This is a genomic window from Mucilaginibacter corticis (assembly GCF_007558865.1).
GTDB classification, from domain to species: domain Bacteria; phylum Bacteroidota; class Bacteroidia; order Sphingobacteriales; family Sphingobacteriaceae; genus Mucilaginibacter; species Mucilaginibacter corticis.
In genome coordinates this window covers 83,521-101,365 of record NZ_VLPK01000003.1, presented here as the reverse complement: position 1 = coordinate 101,365, position 17,845 = coordinate 83,521, and the positions used below count along the sequence as shown (strand labels likewise).

The 17,845-nt window shown below is 39.8% G+C and carries 11 protein-coding genes; 6 read left to right on the top strand and 5 right to left on the bottom strand.

The features are described from left to right. Window positions 1-7 precede the first annotated feature (7 nt). The 3 genes from FO440_RS15700 (at window position 8) to FO440_RS15690 (ending at window position 6,489) form a co-directional block, all read left to right on the top strand. A complete protein-coding gene (locus FO440_RS15700) occupies window positions 8-2,113 on the top strand; it encodes a plastocyanin/azurin family copper-binding protein (protein WP_144249244.1) in 2,106 nt (701 codons plus the stop codon). Window positions 2,114-2,373: 260 nt separating this feature from the next. Continuing rightward, entirely contained in the window at window positions 2,374-4,383 is a 2,010-nt protein-coding gene (locus FO440_RS15695; protein WP_186292700.1) for a serine hydrolase, read from the top strand. 150 nt (window positions 4,384-4,533) lie between these two features. Then, the gene (locus FO440_RS15690; protein WP_144249242.1) at window positions 4,534-6,489 is read left to right on the top strand and encodes an alpha-amylase family protein; all 1,956 of its coding nucleotides are present in this window, start codon (window positions 4,534-4,536) and stop codon (window positions 6,487-6,489) included. Window positions 6,490-6,499: 10 nt separating this feature from the next. On the opposite strand, the gene FO440_RS15685 is transcribed toward FO440_RS15690, so the two are convergent. From FO440_RS15685 to FO440_RS15665, 5 genes are all read right to left on the bottom strand, one after another. Then, on the bottom strand, window positions 6,500-9,055 hold the full coding sequence (locus FO440_RS15685) for an NACHT domain-containing protein (protein ID WP_144249241.1): 2,556 nt from the start codon (window positions 9,053-9,055) through the stop codon (window positions 6,500-6,502). Window positions 9,056-9,634: 579 nt separating this feature from the next. After that, the gene (locus FO440_RS15680) at window positions 9,635-12,763 is read right to left on the bottom strand and encodes an AsmA family protein (protein WP_144249240.1); all 3,129 of its coding nucleotides are present in this window, start codon (window positions 12,761-12,763) and stop codon (window positions 9,635-9,637) included. 320 nt (window positions 12,764-13,083) lie between these two features. Next, window positions 13,084-14,742 carry an alpha-L-rhamnosidase-related protein gene (locus tag FO440_RS15675; RefSeq protein ID WP_222103996.1) on the bottom strand — a complete coding sequence of 553 codons (1,659 nt, stop codon included), beginning with the start codon at window positions 14,740-14,742 and terminating at the stop codon, window positions 13,084-13,086. Window positions 14,743-15,085: 343 nt separating this feature from the next. Next, window positions 15,086-15,334 (bottom strand): hypothetical protein, encoded by a 249-nt coding sequence (locus tag FO440_RS15670; RefSeq protein WP_144249239.1) that lies wholly within the window; start codon window positions 15,332-15,334, stop codon window positions 15,086-15,088. After that, a complete protein-coding gene (locus tag FO440_RS15665; protein WP_144249238.1) occupies window positions 15,331-16,041 on the bottom strand; it encodes a DUF3291 domain-containing protein in 711 nt (236 codons plus the stop codon). Before FO440_RS15665 ends, FO440_RS15670 begins: the two co-directional genes overlap by 4 nt. A 74-nt stretch (window positions 16,042-16,115) precedes the next feature. On the opposite strand from FO440_RS15665, the gene FO440_RS15660 reads away from it, so the two are divergent. From FO440_RS15660 to FO440_RS15650, 3 genes are read left to right on the top strand one after another with little or no spacing between them, the layout of a single operon-like run. Further along, on the top strand, window positions 16,116-16,598 hold the full coding sequence (locus tag FO440_RS15660; RefSeq protein ID WP_144249237.1) for a GAF domain-containing protein: 483 nt from the start codon (window positions 16,116-16,118) through the stop codon (window positions 16,596-16,598). Then, a complete protein-coding gene (locus FO440_RS15655) occupies window positions 16,591-17,241 on the top strand; it encodes an alpha/beta hydrolase (protein WP_144249236.1) in 651 nt (216 codons plus the stop codon). Before FO440_RS15660 ends, FO440_RS15655 begins: the two co-directional genes overlap by 8 nt. Next, complete coding sequence (locus tag FO440_RS15650; RefSeq protein ID WP_144249235.1) at window positions 17,238-17,840, top strand: DNA-3-methyladenine glycosylase; 603 nt, start codon at window positions 17,238-17,240, stop codon at window positions 17,838-17,840. The genes FO440_RS15655 and FO440_RS15650 overlap by 4 nt, the downstream gene beginning before the upstream one ends. Window positions 17,841-17,845 lie beyond the last annotated feature (5 nt).

Genomic DNA, 17,845 nt, shown 5'->3' with positions numbered 1-17,845 from the left:
CATTAAAATGAAAGCTATTTTTAAAAATATATTATTTACTGCTGCTGTTACTGCAGGCGTTGGCTGTACTGCCACATTCGCACAAAACAGCCCGGAAAAAGCAGTGCATACCGAAAAAGATTATTACCGTATAGTAACCTTGCCGGTTCCCGAAGGTGTTGAACTTGAGGTTGGCGGACTTGCGTTGATGCCTAACGGCGATATGGGTGTTTCAACCCGTCGTGGTGATGTATGGATCATTCAAAACCCGTACCAGCTAAACGGCAGCCTGCCTTTTTATAAAAAGTTTGCAACCGGTATGCACGAAGTATTGGGACTTGCCTACAAAGACGGTGCTTTTTACTGTGTACAACGTGGTGAATTAACCAAGTTGATCGACAAGAATGGTGATGGTAAAGCTGATGTTTACGAGATTGTTTATTCATGGCCGGTATCAGGTAACTATCATGAGTATTCTTACGGCCCGGTAATTATGCCTAACGGTAACATGATGGTAAACCTTAACGTAGGTTTTGATGACGAGTGGTGGCGCGGTAAAAGTTTAGTAAAATGGAGAGCCTGGTGTTTAGAGATCCAACCGGATGGTACCATGAACCCTTATGCTACGGGTTTCCGTTCACCGGCAGGCCAGGGCTTAATTGACGGCAAATATTTTTATGCTGAAAATCAAGGGGACTGGGTAGGATCGGGCTATATCATGCAATTAGATCGTGGTGATTTTGCTATGCACCCTGCAGGTTTGCGTTGGGCTACTGATCCGGCATCACCTGTTAAAGTACGTACTGAAGATATTTATTCACGCGTTAACCCACGTTTTAATGATCCTGAAGGAAAAATAGAAGACAGGGATCCTAAACGTCCGTTTAAAACCTTGTGGGAAGTAGCTTCGGATATTAAAAAAGGCTATAAAACTCCTGCTGTTTGGGTGCCTCATGGTACGTTGGGTAACTCAACCTCGTCAATGATCCAGATCCCTAACAATGATAGCTTTGGCCCGTTTGCAGGCCAGGTGTTGGTAGGCGACCAAGCACAAAGCCGTATTAACCGTATATTTTTAGAGCAGGTAAAAGGTCAGTATCAAGGCGCTGCAATTCCGTTCCGTGAAGGTTTTGAATCGGGCGTTTTAAGGTTAGCCTGGGGTGCAGACAATTCATTATTTGTTGGCCAAACCAGCCGTGGCTGGGGATCAACCGGTCAGAAAATATTTGGATTAGAGCGTTTGGTTTGGGCAAAGACAACGCCGTTCGAAATGAAAGCGGTAAGAGCGATGCCTGATGGATTTGAAATTGAATTTACTAAGCCGGTTGATAAAAAAGCAGCAGCTGATCCTGATAACTACACTATTACAGGTTTTACTTATAAATATCACCCGGTTTATGGTAGTGCTACCATCCGTGAGAAAGTAAGTAATATCAATGCTGCTATTGTATCAGAGGACGGATTAAAAGTACGTTTAGTTGCAGATAGCCTGCGTGAAAAATATATTCACGAGATTAAGGTAGATAAAGCAGTAGTATCTGCAGACAGCAGTTTCTCATTATTACACCCTGTTGCTTACTACACCCTTAACAATATCCCTGATGGCGAAAAATTGAATGTACCAAAAAGAAAACCTAAAATGGCACACGATATGGCAGGCATGAACATGCAAATGGGTAAAGCCGCGCCTTCAACCGCTAAAGCTGCTGCTGTGGGTGGTGTCGCTCTTAAAAAGAATCAGACCACTAAACCTGCTTCATGGACAACAATTGATCAGACTATTACTATCGGTACAAAACCGGGATTGAAGTTTGACAAAACAGACCTAACCTTAAAAGCAGGCAGCAAGGTTAAATTAACCTTTACCAATAATGACGATATGCCGCATAATTTTGTGGTTGTTCCGCAAGGCGAAGCTATTGCGGTAGGCGAATTGGGTAGCAAGTTAGGCTTGCAGGCTGTTAAATTAAATTACATAGCTAATACACCTAAAATATTGTTCAATGCTACATTGGTAGGCCCGGGCTCATCACAAACTATTTATTTTGTGGCTCCAAAGGCAGGTAAATACACTTATGTATGTACCGTACCCGGCCACTTTTATGTGATGCAGGGTACATTGACAGTTGAATAGTATTTAATACCAAATTAAATGTAACAATGGTGATAATGACTCAGGTCGTTATCACCATTGTTGTTTTAGGGAAGTTAAATTGACTAATTTAGATTGACCAATTAGTTCCCTTAATGCGATCAATTAAACTTTGCATCCTACTTGTCTGTTTACCCGTTGCCCTTCTAGCACAGGATAAAAAAGCATTTGAATGGGCGCGTGCCAAGCCTGAAGATGTCGGAATTTCAAGTGCTAAATTGGACGCTTTTAAAAAACGGCTTATGGCAGGGGGAACACACAAATTACTTATCATTAAAGACGATAAAATAATTTGCCAGGCTTTTGCCAAAGGGTGGGAAGACTCTGTAAAAACAAGTGGTACATCATCATTAGCAAAAGCTTTGATAAGTGGCATGTCCTTAAATGCTGCCATAGCCGATGGATACATTGACCCGGACGCGCCGGCTTGTTTGTACATACCATCCTGGAAAAAGTTCGACGTAAAATCAAAAATTACAATCCGACAGTTAGATACCCATACATCTGGTTTGGAGGACGCGGAGGCAACAGACGAAGAGGAACAAAAATTAATTAGTCAGAAAAAAGACCGGCATATGGACCTTCCGGGTTGGAAAGGTGCATTTTGGAGACAAAAGCCGGATCCGTTTACCTTATCACGCGACAGCGCAAAAGTACTATTTAAACCGGGGACGGGATCTGCCTACAGTAACCCTGGTATTGCCATGCTCAACTATGCGGTAACTAAAAGCCTGCAAAAAACGTCATATAAAGATATCAGAGACTATTTAGACAAGCGTATATTTAGTAGGGTAGGGATAAAGAAAGATACTTACTCCATGGGCTATAACACCACTTATAAGGTCGATAGCCTTGATCTGGTAGCAGGATGGGGCGGCGCTGCTTTTACGGCTGACGCAGTCGCAAGAATAGGGAGGCTAATATTGAAAAAAGGGAGCTGGCAAGGCACACAGATTATTGATTCAACAGTTATAAAACGAGCCTTAAATGTCGACGCAACCACCATGCCCGCTTTAAATAGTAACCTTACGAATGATGATAGAGAACCCAAGACCACCGCCGTACTTGGGTGGTTCACAAATCACGATGGGACCTTCAAATCTTTGCCAAGGGACGCGTTTTGGGGTGCTGGTGCCGGCGAACAATTATTATTGGTAATTCCTAGTCTGAATATCATTTTGGTAAGAATGGGAGAAACGATGAACAAAGGCACAACCGGCGAAGGTTACTGGGAATTTATAGAGAACAATATTTTTAACCCGATAGCTGATGCGGTTGATGAGCCACCTTATCCAAAAAGCGATTTTATTGTATCTGCAAAATTTGCACCTGCGAATGAAGTGATCAGAATGGCCGAAGGCGGCGATTGCTGGCCATCAACCTGGGGTGATGACGGGTTAATGTATACAGCCTATGGAGACGGTAATGGGTTTAAACCACAAACCGATATTAAATTAAGTATGGGTTTAGCTGTGGTATCCGGCACACCTCCAAATTTAACAGGCGCCAATATCAGAACACAATCGGCAGATCGGGTCGGACAAGGGCCGGCCGGCGCAAAGCCAAGCGGTATGATTATGGTTGATGGCAAACTATATATGTGGGTTCGCAATGTTAACAACGCCCGGTTAGCTTGTTCGACAGATCATAGTAAAACATGGACCTGGGCCGACTGGAAATTTGATACCAGTTTTGGATGCCCGAATTTTATCAACTACGGAAAAAACAATACAGGCGCAAGGGATGGTTATGTTTATACCTATTCGGTAGACGATGCCAGCGCTTATAAATACGCAGACCAAATGGTTCTTACCAGGGTGAAAAACACTCAGATCATGGATTGGAAAGCGTATGAATTTTTTGCCGGTTACGGTAATTCAGGAAAACCTTTATGGTCAATTGATATCAGGCGCAGAAAGCCTGTTTATGTAAATCCCGGAAAAACCTATCGCTCTGGTATGACCTTTGACGCCGGGTTGAAAAGATATTTATGGTGCCAGGTAGTACCTCTGTCAAACGACAAAGAGGAGCAGGGGCCACGGTTTAAAGGTGGTTTAGGGATATTTGAATCGCCTAACCCTTGGGGGCCATGGAAAACAGTGTTTTACACAAGAGAATGGGATATGGGGCCGGGAGAATCGGGTTGTTTACCCGTTAACTGGATGAGCAAGGATGGCAGAACAATTTATTATCTATTCTCTGGAAATGATTCTTTTTCTGTAAGGAAACTCACGCTTCAAACAAAGCAATGATTACGTAACAGTATGCCAAAATTATATAATGGCATAGCTATATCTTTATCACAAATTTTATCAATTATGTTGCGTATAAATATTGCAATAATCCTTCTGTTCAGCGTGTTTTTCTGTGCTTCAGGAACAGCGATTACTAAACAACAGGCAATGCCTTTTGGCAAAGGCAATCAATTAATCGTTGATGCTAATACCGGTTTGATCAGTATAAAATACAATGGTAAATTTATTATCTCAAATGCTTCTGCCGCATTTGCCTTAGGCGATACCAAATATCAACGCAGCGATTTTAAAAAGCATGCTATAAAAACAGAAGTCGTACATGATAAAATTGGTACAGGAAAGGTTTTAATATTGACCTCAACCAAAGCAGATGCGCCTGTTATGATCCAGCGTTTTTACTGCTATCCAAACAAGGAATTTGTTATAACCGAACTGGAGATTGATGGTCATGACCTGAGTTCTAATTACATGGCGCCAGTAATAACAACTAAAGCTGATCTTTACACCAATAGCCAAGCGCAGTCATTATTTGTGCCTTTTGATAATGATACTTTTATCAGGTATGAATCTAAGGACTTGAACAGCCAACCCGTTACCAGCGCTGAAGTAGGAGTGGTTTATGATAATGAATCAAGAAAAGGATTGATATTAGGCTCTTTAAATCATGATAACTGGAAAACCGGAGTTAAAAGTAAAGGAGTTAAGAGTCACATTAACCAGCTTGAAATTTGGGGTGGATTGAATAACGTAACCATTACGCGCGACTCGATGGCGCATGGTTCTTTAAAAGGGGATAAGATCTTATCTCCAAAAATGTTTATCGGTTATTTTTCTGACTGGCGCACCGGCCTGGAAACATATGCACGTACCGGAAATTTAGTGGAAGGCAGATATATTAAACCATGGACTAAAGCTACGCCGGTAGGCTGGAATAGCTGGGGCGTAATTGCCGAGCACATCAGTTACGATAAAGCGACCGCCGTGGCCGACTTTTTTGACAAACAGATCCCCGCATTTCGTAATGCTGATGGAACTGCATATATAGACCTGGATTCGTTTTGGGATAACATGGTGAAGGGGGGAATAAGGGGTGACTTTTCAAAGCTTAAAGAATTTGTAAATTATTGCAAGGACAGAAACCTGCAGCCTGGAGTTTACTGGGCCCCGTTTACCGACTGGGGATTTAAATCGACAAACCCAGACCGTACAGCAGAAGGAAGTAATTACAAGTTTTCTGAAATGTGGACAAAAACTGATAAAGGATTTCATGATCTGGATGGAGGTAGAGCTTTAGACCCAACCCATCCAGGGACACAAGCACGGATAGCTTATGTGTTGGGCAAATTAAAAGATTGTGGTTTTAAAATGATCAAGATCGATTTCCTGGGGCATGGCGCGGCGGAGTCTACTAAGTTTTACGACCCTAAAATCACAACAGGTATGCAAGCCTACCGGGTGGGAATGGAAACCGTTATTAAAACGCTTGATAATTCGATGTTGGTTTACGCGGCTATTTCGCCATCGCTGGCAACAGCAAAATACGTGAATATGCGCAGGATAGCCTGCGATGCCTTTCACTCTGTTAAGGATGCTGAATACACCCTTAACAGCGTTACCTATGGTTGGTGGCAAACTTATTTGTACGATTATGTAGATGCTGATCATTTGATCTTTCAAAAAGAAAGCGTAGGCACCAACAAGATCAGGCTGGTGTCGGGTTTAATTACCGGATCAGTAATATTAGGCGACGATTATAGCAAAGACGCAACGTGGCAAAAACAGGTTAAAGAATGGATACAACGGCCCGAGCTTAAAGAGCTAATAAAGAGTGGAAAGGCCTTTATGCCTGTAGAAGGTGGTGAAGGCGGAGCAGCTGCACAGGCATTTATAAGGAAAGACGCCAAGAATATCTACCTGGCTGTATTCCATTACAAAAAGGAACCTGCAAATATTATGTTGATCGCAAAGCGATTAGGGCTTGCTGCAAACAGAAATTATCAGCTAACAGAAATACTCGGTGATAAAGACATTAGTGGCGCTAATAACTTTGAGGTGGGGTTTAATGAGGAGGGTGCCCATTTGTATAAAATAACTTCTTTATAAAAGTAAAACGCTATTTTCTGTTGATAGCTATATAATCAAGAAACAATTGAGGATTTAGGCCGCACTCTTTTATAATATTATTAAAGTCAATATTAAGCTGTTTATAAAAAGCGGGCGATGAGTTTTGTAACGTTATGCTCTGTAATAACATAGATGTGATATAAAGCTTCGGAAACTTGTACCCGGAGTTTAGGGCAATATCATTAATGTTTTCCATTTCATTTGATACCAGGCTTTCTTCCGTGGTGTTTAGCAAAGTTTTGATCTTTACACTATGAAAAAGGATTTTCATATATGGTGTTAATAGATCTTCATTTTCTTCATAGTCAATCGCAATAGATTGATACGTTTCAGAAACCTTTGCTTGGTCGCCAAGTTCCAAATAAGCGTTTGCCTTAAATATTTTTATGAAGAAGCCATATTGCGAATTATCGTTTTCTTTTATTTTACTTCGATAATTCTTATCAAGGAAATTAATAAAGCGCAATGTTTTTTTAGGATTATTACACAATAACATTGTAAACAAACCTAAAAGGTAAAGCATATCATTCGATGCGCTTTCTTTTATACTAATATCATAGGGCCTTTTAAAATATAGCTTGGTCAGATCAATTAATGCCTCGGTTTTAATTATTCCATATTTTAACTGGTAATAAATAGCATCCAGGCAGCTTAATGGATTAACGGCAAATATCTCATATTCGGCTTTTGGAAACGCTTTAAGTTTTGCCAGATTTATTTCCAGATCATTAAGATCAAGCTGTATAGCTGCAATAATCGCTAATGTAGAATGAATAAGCACTTTCTTTTGATTCGACTGGTCGAATTTCAATAGAACATGAAGGAACTTCCTGTAATCAGTATTTACCAATTCCAATCCGAAGAAATAATCAAACAGCTCATCACTAAATGAATTTTTAAAGTAATTTATGATCGAGTCATTTCCGGTAGTAGATGCGTATTCGGTTTGTAATACTTCACCAAGGAAGGTGATCAGTTCAGATTTCTCATTTGTAGTTAATTGTACGTTTGTTATGTATTCGATATTTTTTAACTGCCCTGATTTGATAGCGTGCATAATGCACCACTTCAGTACTTTTACTTTGTGTTTATTGTTAGCTAATAAACTGTTTATTGATCTTATAAGATCAATATCCAGCAAGTTCCCGTTGTTATAAAGCAATGTTTTGGCAATACTATGCTCCATAAAATCTGTATTGCCAAATACAATATAGGTATGCTGCAGATAGTTATTGTTTTCAGCAAACTCCCTGATAAATCCAATGTTTATAAGCTCCTGATAGGCATGGGGCGATTTTTTAATATCGCCTGCAACCTTTAGTTTATTTATAATATAAACATCATTTGCTATGTCTAATTCTTCAACCAGGGTTTTAATCAGGAGTATTTTTTCGGTAGAGTAGTGCCCCAGGTATACTTTCTTTAAAATGAAAGTAGACAAGATCTCATAAAAACTGATGTGATCAATATTGGTTTGCGAAGAAAACTCTTTATGCTGCTGATAATAAAATTGAAAATATAAGGGATGGTTGAAACTTTCTATAATGTCATTGGGTATAGCATTTTCAATATTTAAGTTAATTTGATTGCATAAAAACTTAATTTCCTGCAAGTTAAGTAAAGGGATATTTATATAATTCGGATCTTGTCCAAACCCTGTAAACCACGTATTATTATTTATTTCAAGCTCGTGCCGATTATTTATCCAGGTAGCGGTACGGGTAGTCAATATCAGTTTAAACCAATCATGATGCTGATAAAACGAAAAAATATCAACAAGCTGGTTAAGGATTATTTTAAAATGATCGCCCTTAAACATATGCTCATCAAACCCATCAATGATCAGATAAAACTTAGCGTCTTTACGTTGCTTTACATCTAATAGAACGCTGATGTCATTATCCGTATCATAGCCAAGTAAAGCCAGCATCCAGTCGTGGATGTCTTTGCCGCTAACTATAACGCTCATAACAGCATTACTGCTAAACAGTAATACAATATCATTATTACCTTTTAACGCGTCAATGGCGGCTTTTTTCTCGACCCATTGGCAAAGAGCTATTGTTTTTCCGTAACCAGAGGGTGCACACAATATGGTACCTGTGAGATTAGAATTAAGAAATTCATCAAAATGATGATCTGTAAACTCCCGCTCAATGGTTTGATTATAAGGTATGCCTGATTTGTTTTTTAAAGCCTGTAACGCAAAGCCGGTTATTTTATCAGCATTTTGTTTTAATGTCTGCCAGCTTAGTTCTTTTGCAGGTGTGGTTTCGTCTTTGTCTTGTTTTTCGCAAAACGCCGCCCAGCTTTTATAACCACAATATCTGGACAAAACATCCAGCGTAAATAATGAAGGGCTGTACTTGCTAAAAGCAAAGCCATATATGCGTTTAAAGGTGGTTTCGCTAATGCGATTACCATTTTTCTTAAATATTTTATCAGATAATGTTTTACAATCAGACGGCAGCATGTGCACAATGCCCGAGTTGATAAGCATTAACTTTTTTAATTCTTCATACTTTGGTAATGAAATTTTATTCATTATCTATTCTCTCCACTGTACTAAATCCTTTCATAACTAATTCAACCTGTTGCATATTATCACCGGTTGTACTTAAGCGTTAATCAATTTAGCATCCATGATTTTAGGTAGTTGGTTACAGGTTATGATCATAATGGTTATTTCAAAGATTGGTATAAGGTTTAAGTACAAACAAAGATTATATACTACACATAGCAATGTAATCAACTAACATCAAAAATTGTATTAGTCAGAGCTTATTATAATTTAAATTATAACAATAGGATAATATATGAAATTATATTATACCTATAGTTAACATTATTATATAACGATGACTAAAAAAGACCCTGTTTGTTTTGGGAGCGATAAATATAATTTATTGATCCCGCTGTAGATTGTACATAGCAATCAGATAAAGTCTTTTCTGAACTTGAGATGGAGTAAATGTTTATAATCATAAATGTTAAGATTAAGATAAATACAATTATATGGAATACCTTAAATCTAAACAGCAGTTGTGTGACGAATGAATAAAATGAACAAATAAGACCAACAGTTTAAGCATTTTAAAAGTAAATCATGAATGAGAAATAAGTATTATTTATCATCTTCTGTTTCTTCTAACTCATCCTCTTTTTTGCCTTTGCCTAAATGTATTTTAGGGTTGTCCTGGGTGCCGGTGATGGTCATAGGTATTCCGAATATGCCCAATGGAGGCAAACCAAGCCTGAATTGTAAGTTTAATTTGCCATCTAAGCCCACCTGGCCCTCAAACCTTGGCCTAAACCCTGCAATCCGCATTTTAGTGCGCTCAATGGTCATGATATTATTCTTAATGCTTGTTTTAATCTCAACTTTAGACACATCGCCACCTTTGCCCAGGCTGTCGTGCCCGGTTTGTTTACCGACAGCTCCAAACAGTTTAAACCCCTTTATCTTTACACTTTTGACTGATAGTACTCCGCCACCTTTTAATGAAGGATAAACCGGCCTCATATCACCGTTAAGTTTGCCGCTTAACTGGTAATCTAAACCTACGATACCTTGCGCAGAAGCAGCAGACGATGCCATATCATGAAATAGCTTCACTTCACGATAGGCTCTTTGTATATCAAAATCTTTGGCGTTTATATGATAATTAAACAGAGCACTGGTAGGGGTTATGCTTTGATAGTCGGCATCCATTACAACTGGTGCGCCTATCAGGTTAAAACCGGCTTGTTTTAATGACAACTGCCCATTATTAATAATCATCTGTCCTTTAACATCATTTATATTAAGGCCATTATATTTAACACTCTTCACATCTGCTGTAAAAGTTAAATTAAGATTGGCCGGAATAAGTATCACGCCTGTTGATTTGCCTGTGGCTTTTTGACCGGACGAAGGGGGGGCGCTATCAGCGAATACCATAAAATCATCAGCAATGATGTTGCTGCTTGTTAAATTGAACACGCCCTGTAATGTCGAGTTTGGCTTAACCGCATAATCTATCGCGTTTGACAGAGCGCCGTTCAGCACAATGACAGAGCGGCCATAATTAGCTGTAAAACTGTCGAAGTTCATTTTATCCTGGTTAAAGCTAAAGATGCCGGATTTAATCAGAAAAGGTTTCGGGAACAAGTCTGATGTCAGAACCAGGTTCTTAACCTGTATTGAGCCTTTATTATTTAACTGATCGTAACGGCCGGCGGTTGCATCGCTTTGTTTGCCTTTTAATGAAAAGTTGGTGGTGATCAATCCCTTAACATCATATCCTTTAACAGCAAATACTTTATAGATCTTACCAATGTCCACTGTGCCTTGTGAACTTATGCGATATTCAAGGTCGTTGAAATTCTTCAAGTCAGCTTTAAGAACAAACGGTTTGCCCTCAAAACTTAACGAAACCGGTTTAATATTAACCTTTAATCCTTTTAACGAATTCGTATTATTGACAATGCTTGCACTAACCTGTATATCCTTAACCGGGTGCGGATAGTACTTGGTTTGTATATAGCCGTCAGCTAAGTTAATATCAGCTTTAGTTACAGGATATAAGTTATGGGAGGGGGCATATTTCCCTTTGGTTTTAACGTTCGCGTTTATGATACCACGAAGGTCCAGTCCGTCAACCGGGTAAATATTTTTGATATCGCCCAGATTGAATTTGATATCGGCAGCGGTATTTATGAAGATTCCTGAAGTGTTATTCAAGCTAAAATGTCCCTTAATGTAATTGCTTAATGCAGCAATATTGATATCGTTTATTTGAAGTTTGGCGTGCTTTACATTGTTATCAGGGCAGTTGGCATCAATGTCAAAACTGATATGATCAATGGCTTGAGGCAATTTGGCATACTTAAAATAACCATCTTTAAACGTTGAGTGCAATGTAAACTTCGGGATGCTGGTAATAACCGTATCGACATGGCGCAGTCCTCTTTTTTGCAAGCCGGTGATATACTTACCCTGTGCTAATAATTGTAAGGCATAGCGGCCCTTTATTTTAAATGGTTTAACCCCCAAGGCCGATCCCCATTTGTCAAGATCAATTTCGGTATTGACCTTGGCGTAGATCTCAGGCGATTTGATACCTTTTACTTTGAATACCGAATTGAAGTAATCCTTGCCAATGTTGAAATGAACAGAATCAATGTTGAGCCTAAGATTATCCGGGTTAAGGCCGGGTACCTGCGCATTCATGTTAATGTACAGGTTCTTTACAGGTAATGGGGTGTTTTTACTGGCGATATAACCATTGTTTACCTTCATGCTGAAGTTCAGGTCAGGCCTTACATTGCTTGATGCTATGTATTTGCCCGTAAGTGACAACTGGATATTGCCTGTACCATTGATATCAGTATCATCGCCCCATTTAGCTATGGCTGCGGGCATCGCGGTAAAGATATCGCTCAGGTCGCTTTGGTAGCTGGATACCTTGAAATCCATGTCATAGCCATCTTTCAGGAACTCGAACCGACCCTTAAACTGAACAGGCAGTTCATTTATCATCAGGTCGTTTTTTTGAAAGCTAAACGCAAGCGATTTGGTATTGATACTTGTCACCAGGTCGGCGTTTACTTTTTTGTTGATCACATACGGTTGGTTGCCATAGTAAAAATCGATTGAACCGATCTCGGTATGCGAGTGCAAGTCGAAAAGATCCTTGCTCAGGTCGCCGCTGCCTTTGTAGTTAAAGTTGCGGGCATTGATCAGCAGGGGTAGTGACTTATCGTTATAATACAAATGGCTTTGCTCGATCAGGATCTGCTCAATACCTAATGACGCGCTGCTGGTATCGTTAGCTGACGGTGTTGCTTTAGGTTTAGCCCGGTAAACATTGTAGTTGGCCTTACCGGAACTGTCCACCAAGATGTTTATGTTAGCCTGGCTCAGGTATATTTTGTTGATATTGATCTTGCTTTTAAATATCGAACTGATATCAATAGCTAATGAGATCTCTTTAGCGGCAATTAACGTGTCTTTTTGAAACGGGGCACTGCCTTGTAATGAAAAATCGCTTAGCGTAAGGGTAAGCGATGGGAACCTTTTAAAGAAAGATAAGCTGGTGCCCGAAAACGAAAGCTGGCTGTTGATACTACCATTGGCCCATTGCTTTATTTTTTGTGTAATGGTTTGCGGGAACAGGTAGGGAAGGAGGAACATCAAAGCAAGTAAACTTACTATACTTATACCTGTTACTTTAAGAGTTTTAAGCAAGATACTTTTAAAATGGATCTTCATGAAAATTGCAATAAGACGCTGTAAAGATAAGCTAATTATCCTTCATTGTACTGCTGATATGCTATGTGAGTGATCCACTTTAAAATATGGATCACCGGATCACCTTTTTTAGTTAATGTACTGTAAACAAGTGCTTTGTCAAATTGAGTGGATCAGTTTGGATCACCACTAAAAGTCAGGATTTTTAAGTGTAATACCTATTTAAATAATTGATAATCAATTAACTAAAAAATGGCATTTTTCGACCCTTTTTTAATGAGTGAATCACTAAAAGTGAATCACCTTGAATCAGTAATCCTGTCAAAAGTTTACACCGGGTTTTACTGTTGAAATATCTCCGGGTATTTCCTGATAAAATATACGGGAGTGCAGCTCCAGGCATGGCAGTAACTATTTACCGGGAAAAAGTTATAAGGCGATTTAAATTCATCCGCCGGGTCATATACCTCCCAGAAAGTATCCGCGCCTTTTTTCACCATGCCGCCCCAATAAGTTGTTACTGCTTCTTTTGCTTCGGCTTTCAAACCGCTTTCGATCAATGCAGCTACGTAATAGTGGAACATGTAGGGTGCGCCGGGCCGTACCGCATCAGGTAAAGACGGTAGCGTCTTAAGCGCTTTTTGAGCCTCGGCTTTGGTAGCTACGCCACTCAATACCATCCAGGCTTGTCCTCCGTACGATACTTGTTTGTTAGTTCCGCTGACAAACACCCCTGTTTTTTTATCATATAGGTTTTTATGGGCAGCTTCCTTTAATTTTTTAGTAATAGCGGGAATCTCTGCAACTTCGTTTTCTTTACCCAACAGCTTGGCTAAAGCATAGGTTTGGTTCAGGGCATATATGGTTATGCCCTGTAGCGGTATTTGTTTATCCAGCCCGTCTTTCCAGTCGAAGAATACCCACCATTCTCTTTCCGCTTTTTGATAATCCATCATGCCGTCAGCACCTGCGTACATTTTGGCAATATCCAATTGTTTCTTTGCTACGGGCCATAGATCTTTACCTGTTTCTACATCACCGGTAGCGGTTACATATTCTTTCAGTGCAACATTGAATAAATAACAATAATCAAGCAGTCGGCTTTTTTGCGCGTGTGGTACGGGCTCTTCAAACGCGTTAGCATTTAGGATGCCATCATCATTAGCTAAACCTGCTAACAGGTAAAGGCAGCGTTTGGTAAGGCCGTCATTTTTGAATGAGTACTGATTGGCTAACGATTCAAGATACAGATCGCCGATCCATAACCTTCTATCGCGCTTCGGGCCATCCTCATAAACAGTTTGCATGCACTCTTTTAAAGTATTTGAGCCAACCCTGTCAATGTCCTTTATAATCTGCGGTGTACCTGCCGCCAAAGCGGGTGGAGTGATGCTGACAGAAGTAGTCGCTTTAAACTGGATATCAGAGAAACCAAACTCGAAATTTGATGACGAGCCAAGCCATTCTATTTTAACATACCTGGAAGCCAACCTGCGCGGAATGGTAATTGTTGCCGGTAAAACACTAACGGTAACCGTTTCATCCTGCAGCCAGGCGCGACTTAAACCACCGGGATACGGATCAAATGGGGTGGCTAACTCGGCAGGCACTTCGCCAAAGGTTAGTTTCAAGCGTAGCGGCGCGTCCATATCGCTTCTTAAAGTTTTAAGGGTAAAGGTGCAGTAACCCGTCATGTGTTCGCCAAAGTCGACTACAATGCCGCTGGTGCCTTTGTTAAACGGCTTGTTGTAAAGCTGATCCATGCCACCCGCGCTTACCGTTTTCCATCCCTGGAAAGCGGACGCATCTTTCTCTAACTTAACAATGCCAAAAGGTTGTTTTACAGTTTCTTTTAGAACCGGCTTATATTGCTCTGCCTTTTTAAGCCAATTTTGCCGGTAGGGGGCGTAAACATCTTGGGCATTTACATGGTTTACCAGGCATATCACCATAAAAGTTAATAAGAGCATGCGCCCGGATATTATTCTGCCTGTTGCCATGTTGTTTAATTAAAGCTTGTTTATAATGATTAGTAGCTGCAATATACAAACCTTCTATTCAATCTTATCTAATGGCCTAAAGATTGAACATGGGAGTGAAATGGGAGGATTGAAGAAAACACCGAGAGTAATGCGATTAATAAAAAATGTCATCTCGAACGATTTGAGAGATCTAAACACAGATATGTAACCGACCTGTCTTGTATGGATTTCTCCCCGTTTCTTGTCGAAATGTCCGTTTTTTTAAAATATGGCACAGCAAATTATATTTGGCTACCATTTCATAATTTAAACTTTTACTTATATATTATTGTTAATCAATTTATTATGTAATTTATTTCTATCAATAGTTATATCTGTGATAACTGGCTTTAAAATCTTTACCCATTTCTATAAAACGTGCCGCGATGGTTTTTAAAAACTCTTCATCCAGTAATTCAAATACGCTGTTAACGCCATCTGTCAGGTCCATTTCAGGTATTTTGTAGCTCTGTTCTAAAATACCACGTTCGGCTTTTACAATAAATTTCTGGTTCATGTAAAAGATGGTTATTTTAAATTCAGGATGCGGTAGTTCTGCTATTACTCTCATTTGTTTAATAAATTAATATGATCTCCCAAGGGATCTTTGCCCTTTATGGTGCCAAAGGTAGCAATGGGTTTAAACCTTGCGAAAAGTTCTTCTTTATACCAGTTCTCGGCACGGGTTCTTTTTATAACCTCGCTATGTTCTCTCGACCGGTAAGCAAATGCCTTGACATCTTCCAGGCTTTCCCAAATAGAAAATGTGGCCTGACGGTACAAGGGTGCCTCGCCAATGCCAAATGAGGCTATAAAGCCCCTCGCTGTGGCCATTAAATCCGAAACACCGTACACGTTACCCCAAAAGTGTTTTAGTTTGTTTAAACGGATCGTAGCGCGTGTCAGCACGGCGATGAGCCCATCTTCCATACCCATTTGCTCATTACCGAAAGGTTCTTTACCGTCCCATTTACCATGACTTTGCAGCGGGGTCAACAATATTGTCCACTTTTCTACCAAGAAAAAATTCCACCAAAAGGCTATGAATGACTGGTTGTGAAACTGATAAAAACTCTCTGGTTTATCCCAAACAGCTAAAAGTCCCCATTGTTGCCAGTCGGGTTTGGTATCAAAGGTGCCGTTTTTACCGCTTCCCAGCAATTTCCAGAATGAGCAGCCCTTTTGCAGCATTAAAGGCAACCGGTGTATGGCCATGGCCAGCAAAGCAAACGGTATAAGCGCTTTTTTATAACGTACTATGGTAAGGCTGACGATCATTGAATTGCTAAATAAAAGATTAAATATGAGATTCGTCTTATTTACTTTTAATACGCCTTACTTACCTTTGTTTCATGGCAGAAGACCTGACAATTATAACATCAACCGATAAAGAAGCGCAATACAGATCGCTTATCCCGCAAATAGAAGCCCTGTTATTTGGCGAACCTGATCTGGTTGCCAACCTGGCAAATGTATGCGCTGCATTAAAAGAGCAGTTTAAATGGCTTTGGGTAGGCTTTTACTTGGTTAAAAACGGAGAACTGGTATTGGGGCCATTCCAAGGACCAGTGGCATGTACACGTATTGCTAAAGGCAAAGGTGTTTGCGGCGAGGTATGGCAGCAAGCCAAAACATTGATAGTTCCTGATGTGGATGCTTTTCCGGGACATATAGCATGCAGTTCTGCGTCGCGGTCTGAAATTGTTTTGCCGCTTTTTAACGACAATGAGGTAGTTGGGGTGTTAGATGTAGACAGCGAAAATTTAGCGCAGTTTGATGAAACAGATGCAAAATACCTTAACGAGGTTTTAAAGCTGATCAATTTTAATGAGTAAGATATTCCTGATAGCAGGCCTTGGGGCTGATACCCGTATTTACAATAACATCGACCTTGGCGATAACGAGGTAATACCTGTTGACTGGATAGAACCTCACAAGACAGATACTTTAAACACGTATGCACAAAAACTTATTCATCAGTATTTTATAGACGATAATTCAATTTTAATTGGTAATTCTTTAGGCGGAATGCTAGCTATAGAAATTGCCAAACAGGTAAGGCTTAACAAAGTGATCCTTATATCAAGTATTAAGACTGTTCATGAAGCCCCGGCATATTTTAAATTCTTTAAAGCTATACCTGTTCAGCGTCTACTGCCCGGAGTATTACTGACAAATTTAGGTGTACTCATTAAACCTATATTTGGTAAAATGTCTGCCAATGATGCCTGGCTGTTTAACAATATGTTGAAAAAGTCGTCGCCTAAATTTGTGAAATGGGCAATGGATGCTGTCTTAGCCTGGAAAAACGAAGTTATTCCGGCCAATGTCTACCATATTGTTGGCGACTGTGATCATGTGTTCAATTACAAGCGCATAAATAGTGATATGGTAATAAAAGGCGGTACACATATCATGATATTTGATAAAGCCAAAGAGATTAATAAATTATTGAAAGGTATTTTAAAGAAAAAATGAAGCTTGCGCCATCATTTTATCAACGTAATGACGTTTTGACTATTAGTCGGGAGCTGTTGGGTAAGTATATATTTACCTATATTGATGATGCGCTTACCGGTGGATATATTGTTGAAGCAGAGGCCTATAACGGGATTATAGATCGTGCATCACATAGTTACGGCAACCGTTTAACTCCGCGTACTGAAACCATGTACCAGCAAGGTGGGATAGCATATGTTTATCTCTGTTATGGCATTCATGAAATGTTTAATGTGGTAACATCGATAGAAGGTACACCACATGCTATATTAATTAGAGCCATACAACCAACTGATGGATTGGATATTATGCAGTTTAGGCGAAGTATGAATGTAGTTAAACCAAGCATTACTTCTGGTCCCGGATCTGTAGCCCTGGCACTTGGCATCTCCCGCAAAATAAACGGAATCAGTTTACAAAGTGATACATTATGGATTGAAGACCGGGGAATGGTTATCCCTAATGAAAATATTGCAACTGTGCCACGGGTAGGAGTTGCTTATGCAAAAGAAGACGCGCTTTTACCTTATAGATTTTATATTAAAGGTAATCCGTATGTAAGCAAGTCCAATAAATAACCGAG

Bases quoted from the DNA above. Each gene is read 5' to 3' on its own strand.
- FO440_RS15700 (WP_144249244.1), top strand. From the start codon at position 8: ATGAAAGCTATTTTTAAAAATATATTATTTACTGCTGCTGTTACTGCA.
- FO440_RS15695 (WP_186292700.1), top strand. From the start codon at position 2,374: ATGGCAGGGGGAACACACAAATTACTTATCATTAAAGACGATAAAATA.
- FO440_RS15690 (WP_144249242.1), top strand. From the start codon at position 4,534: ATGCCTTTTGGCAAAGGCAATCAATTAATCGTTGATGCTAATACCGGT.
- FO440_RS15685 (WP_144249241.1), bottom strand. From the start codon at position 9,055: ATGAATAAAATTTCATTACCAAAGTATGAAGAATTAAAAAAGTTAATG.
- FO440_RS15680 (WP_144249240.1), bottom strand. From the start codon at position 12,763: ATGAAGATCCATTTTAAAAGTATCTTGCTTAAAACTCTTAAAGTAACA.
- FO440_RS15675 (WP_222103996.1), bottom strand. From the start codon at position 14,742: ATGGCAACAGGCAGAATAATATCCGGGCGCATGCTCTTATTAACTTTT.
- FO440_RS15670 (WP_144249239.1), bottom strand. From the start codon at position 15,334: ATGAGAGTAATAGCAGAACTACCGCATCCTGAATTTAAAATAACCATC.
- FO440_RS15665 (WP_144249238.1), bottom strand. From the start codon at position 16,041: ATGATCGTCAGCCTTACCATAGTACGTTATAAAAAAGCGCTTATACCG.
- FO440_RS15660 (WP_144249237.1), top strand. From the start codon at position 16,116: ATGGCAGAAGACCTGACAATTATAACATCAACCGATAAAGAAGCGCAA.
- FO440_RS15655 (WP_144249236.1), top strand. From the start codon at position 16,591: ATGAGTAAGATATTCCTGATAGCAGGCCTTGGGGCTGATACCCGTATT.
- FO440_RS15650 (WP_144249235.1), top strand. From the start codon at position 17,238: ATGAAGCTTGCGCCATCATTTTATCAACGTAATGACGTTTTGACTATT.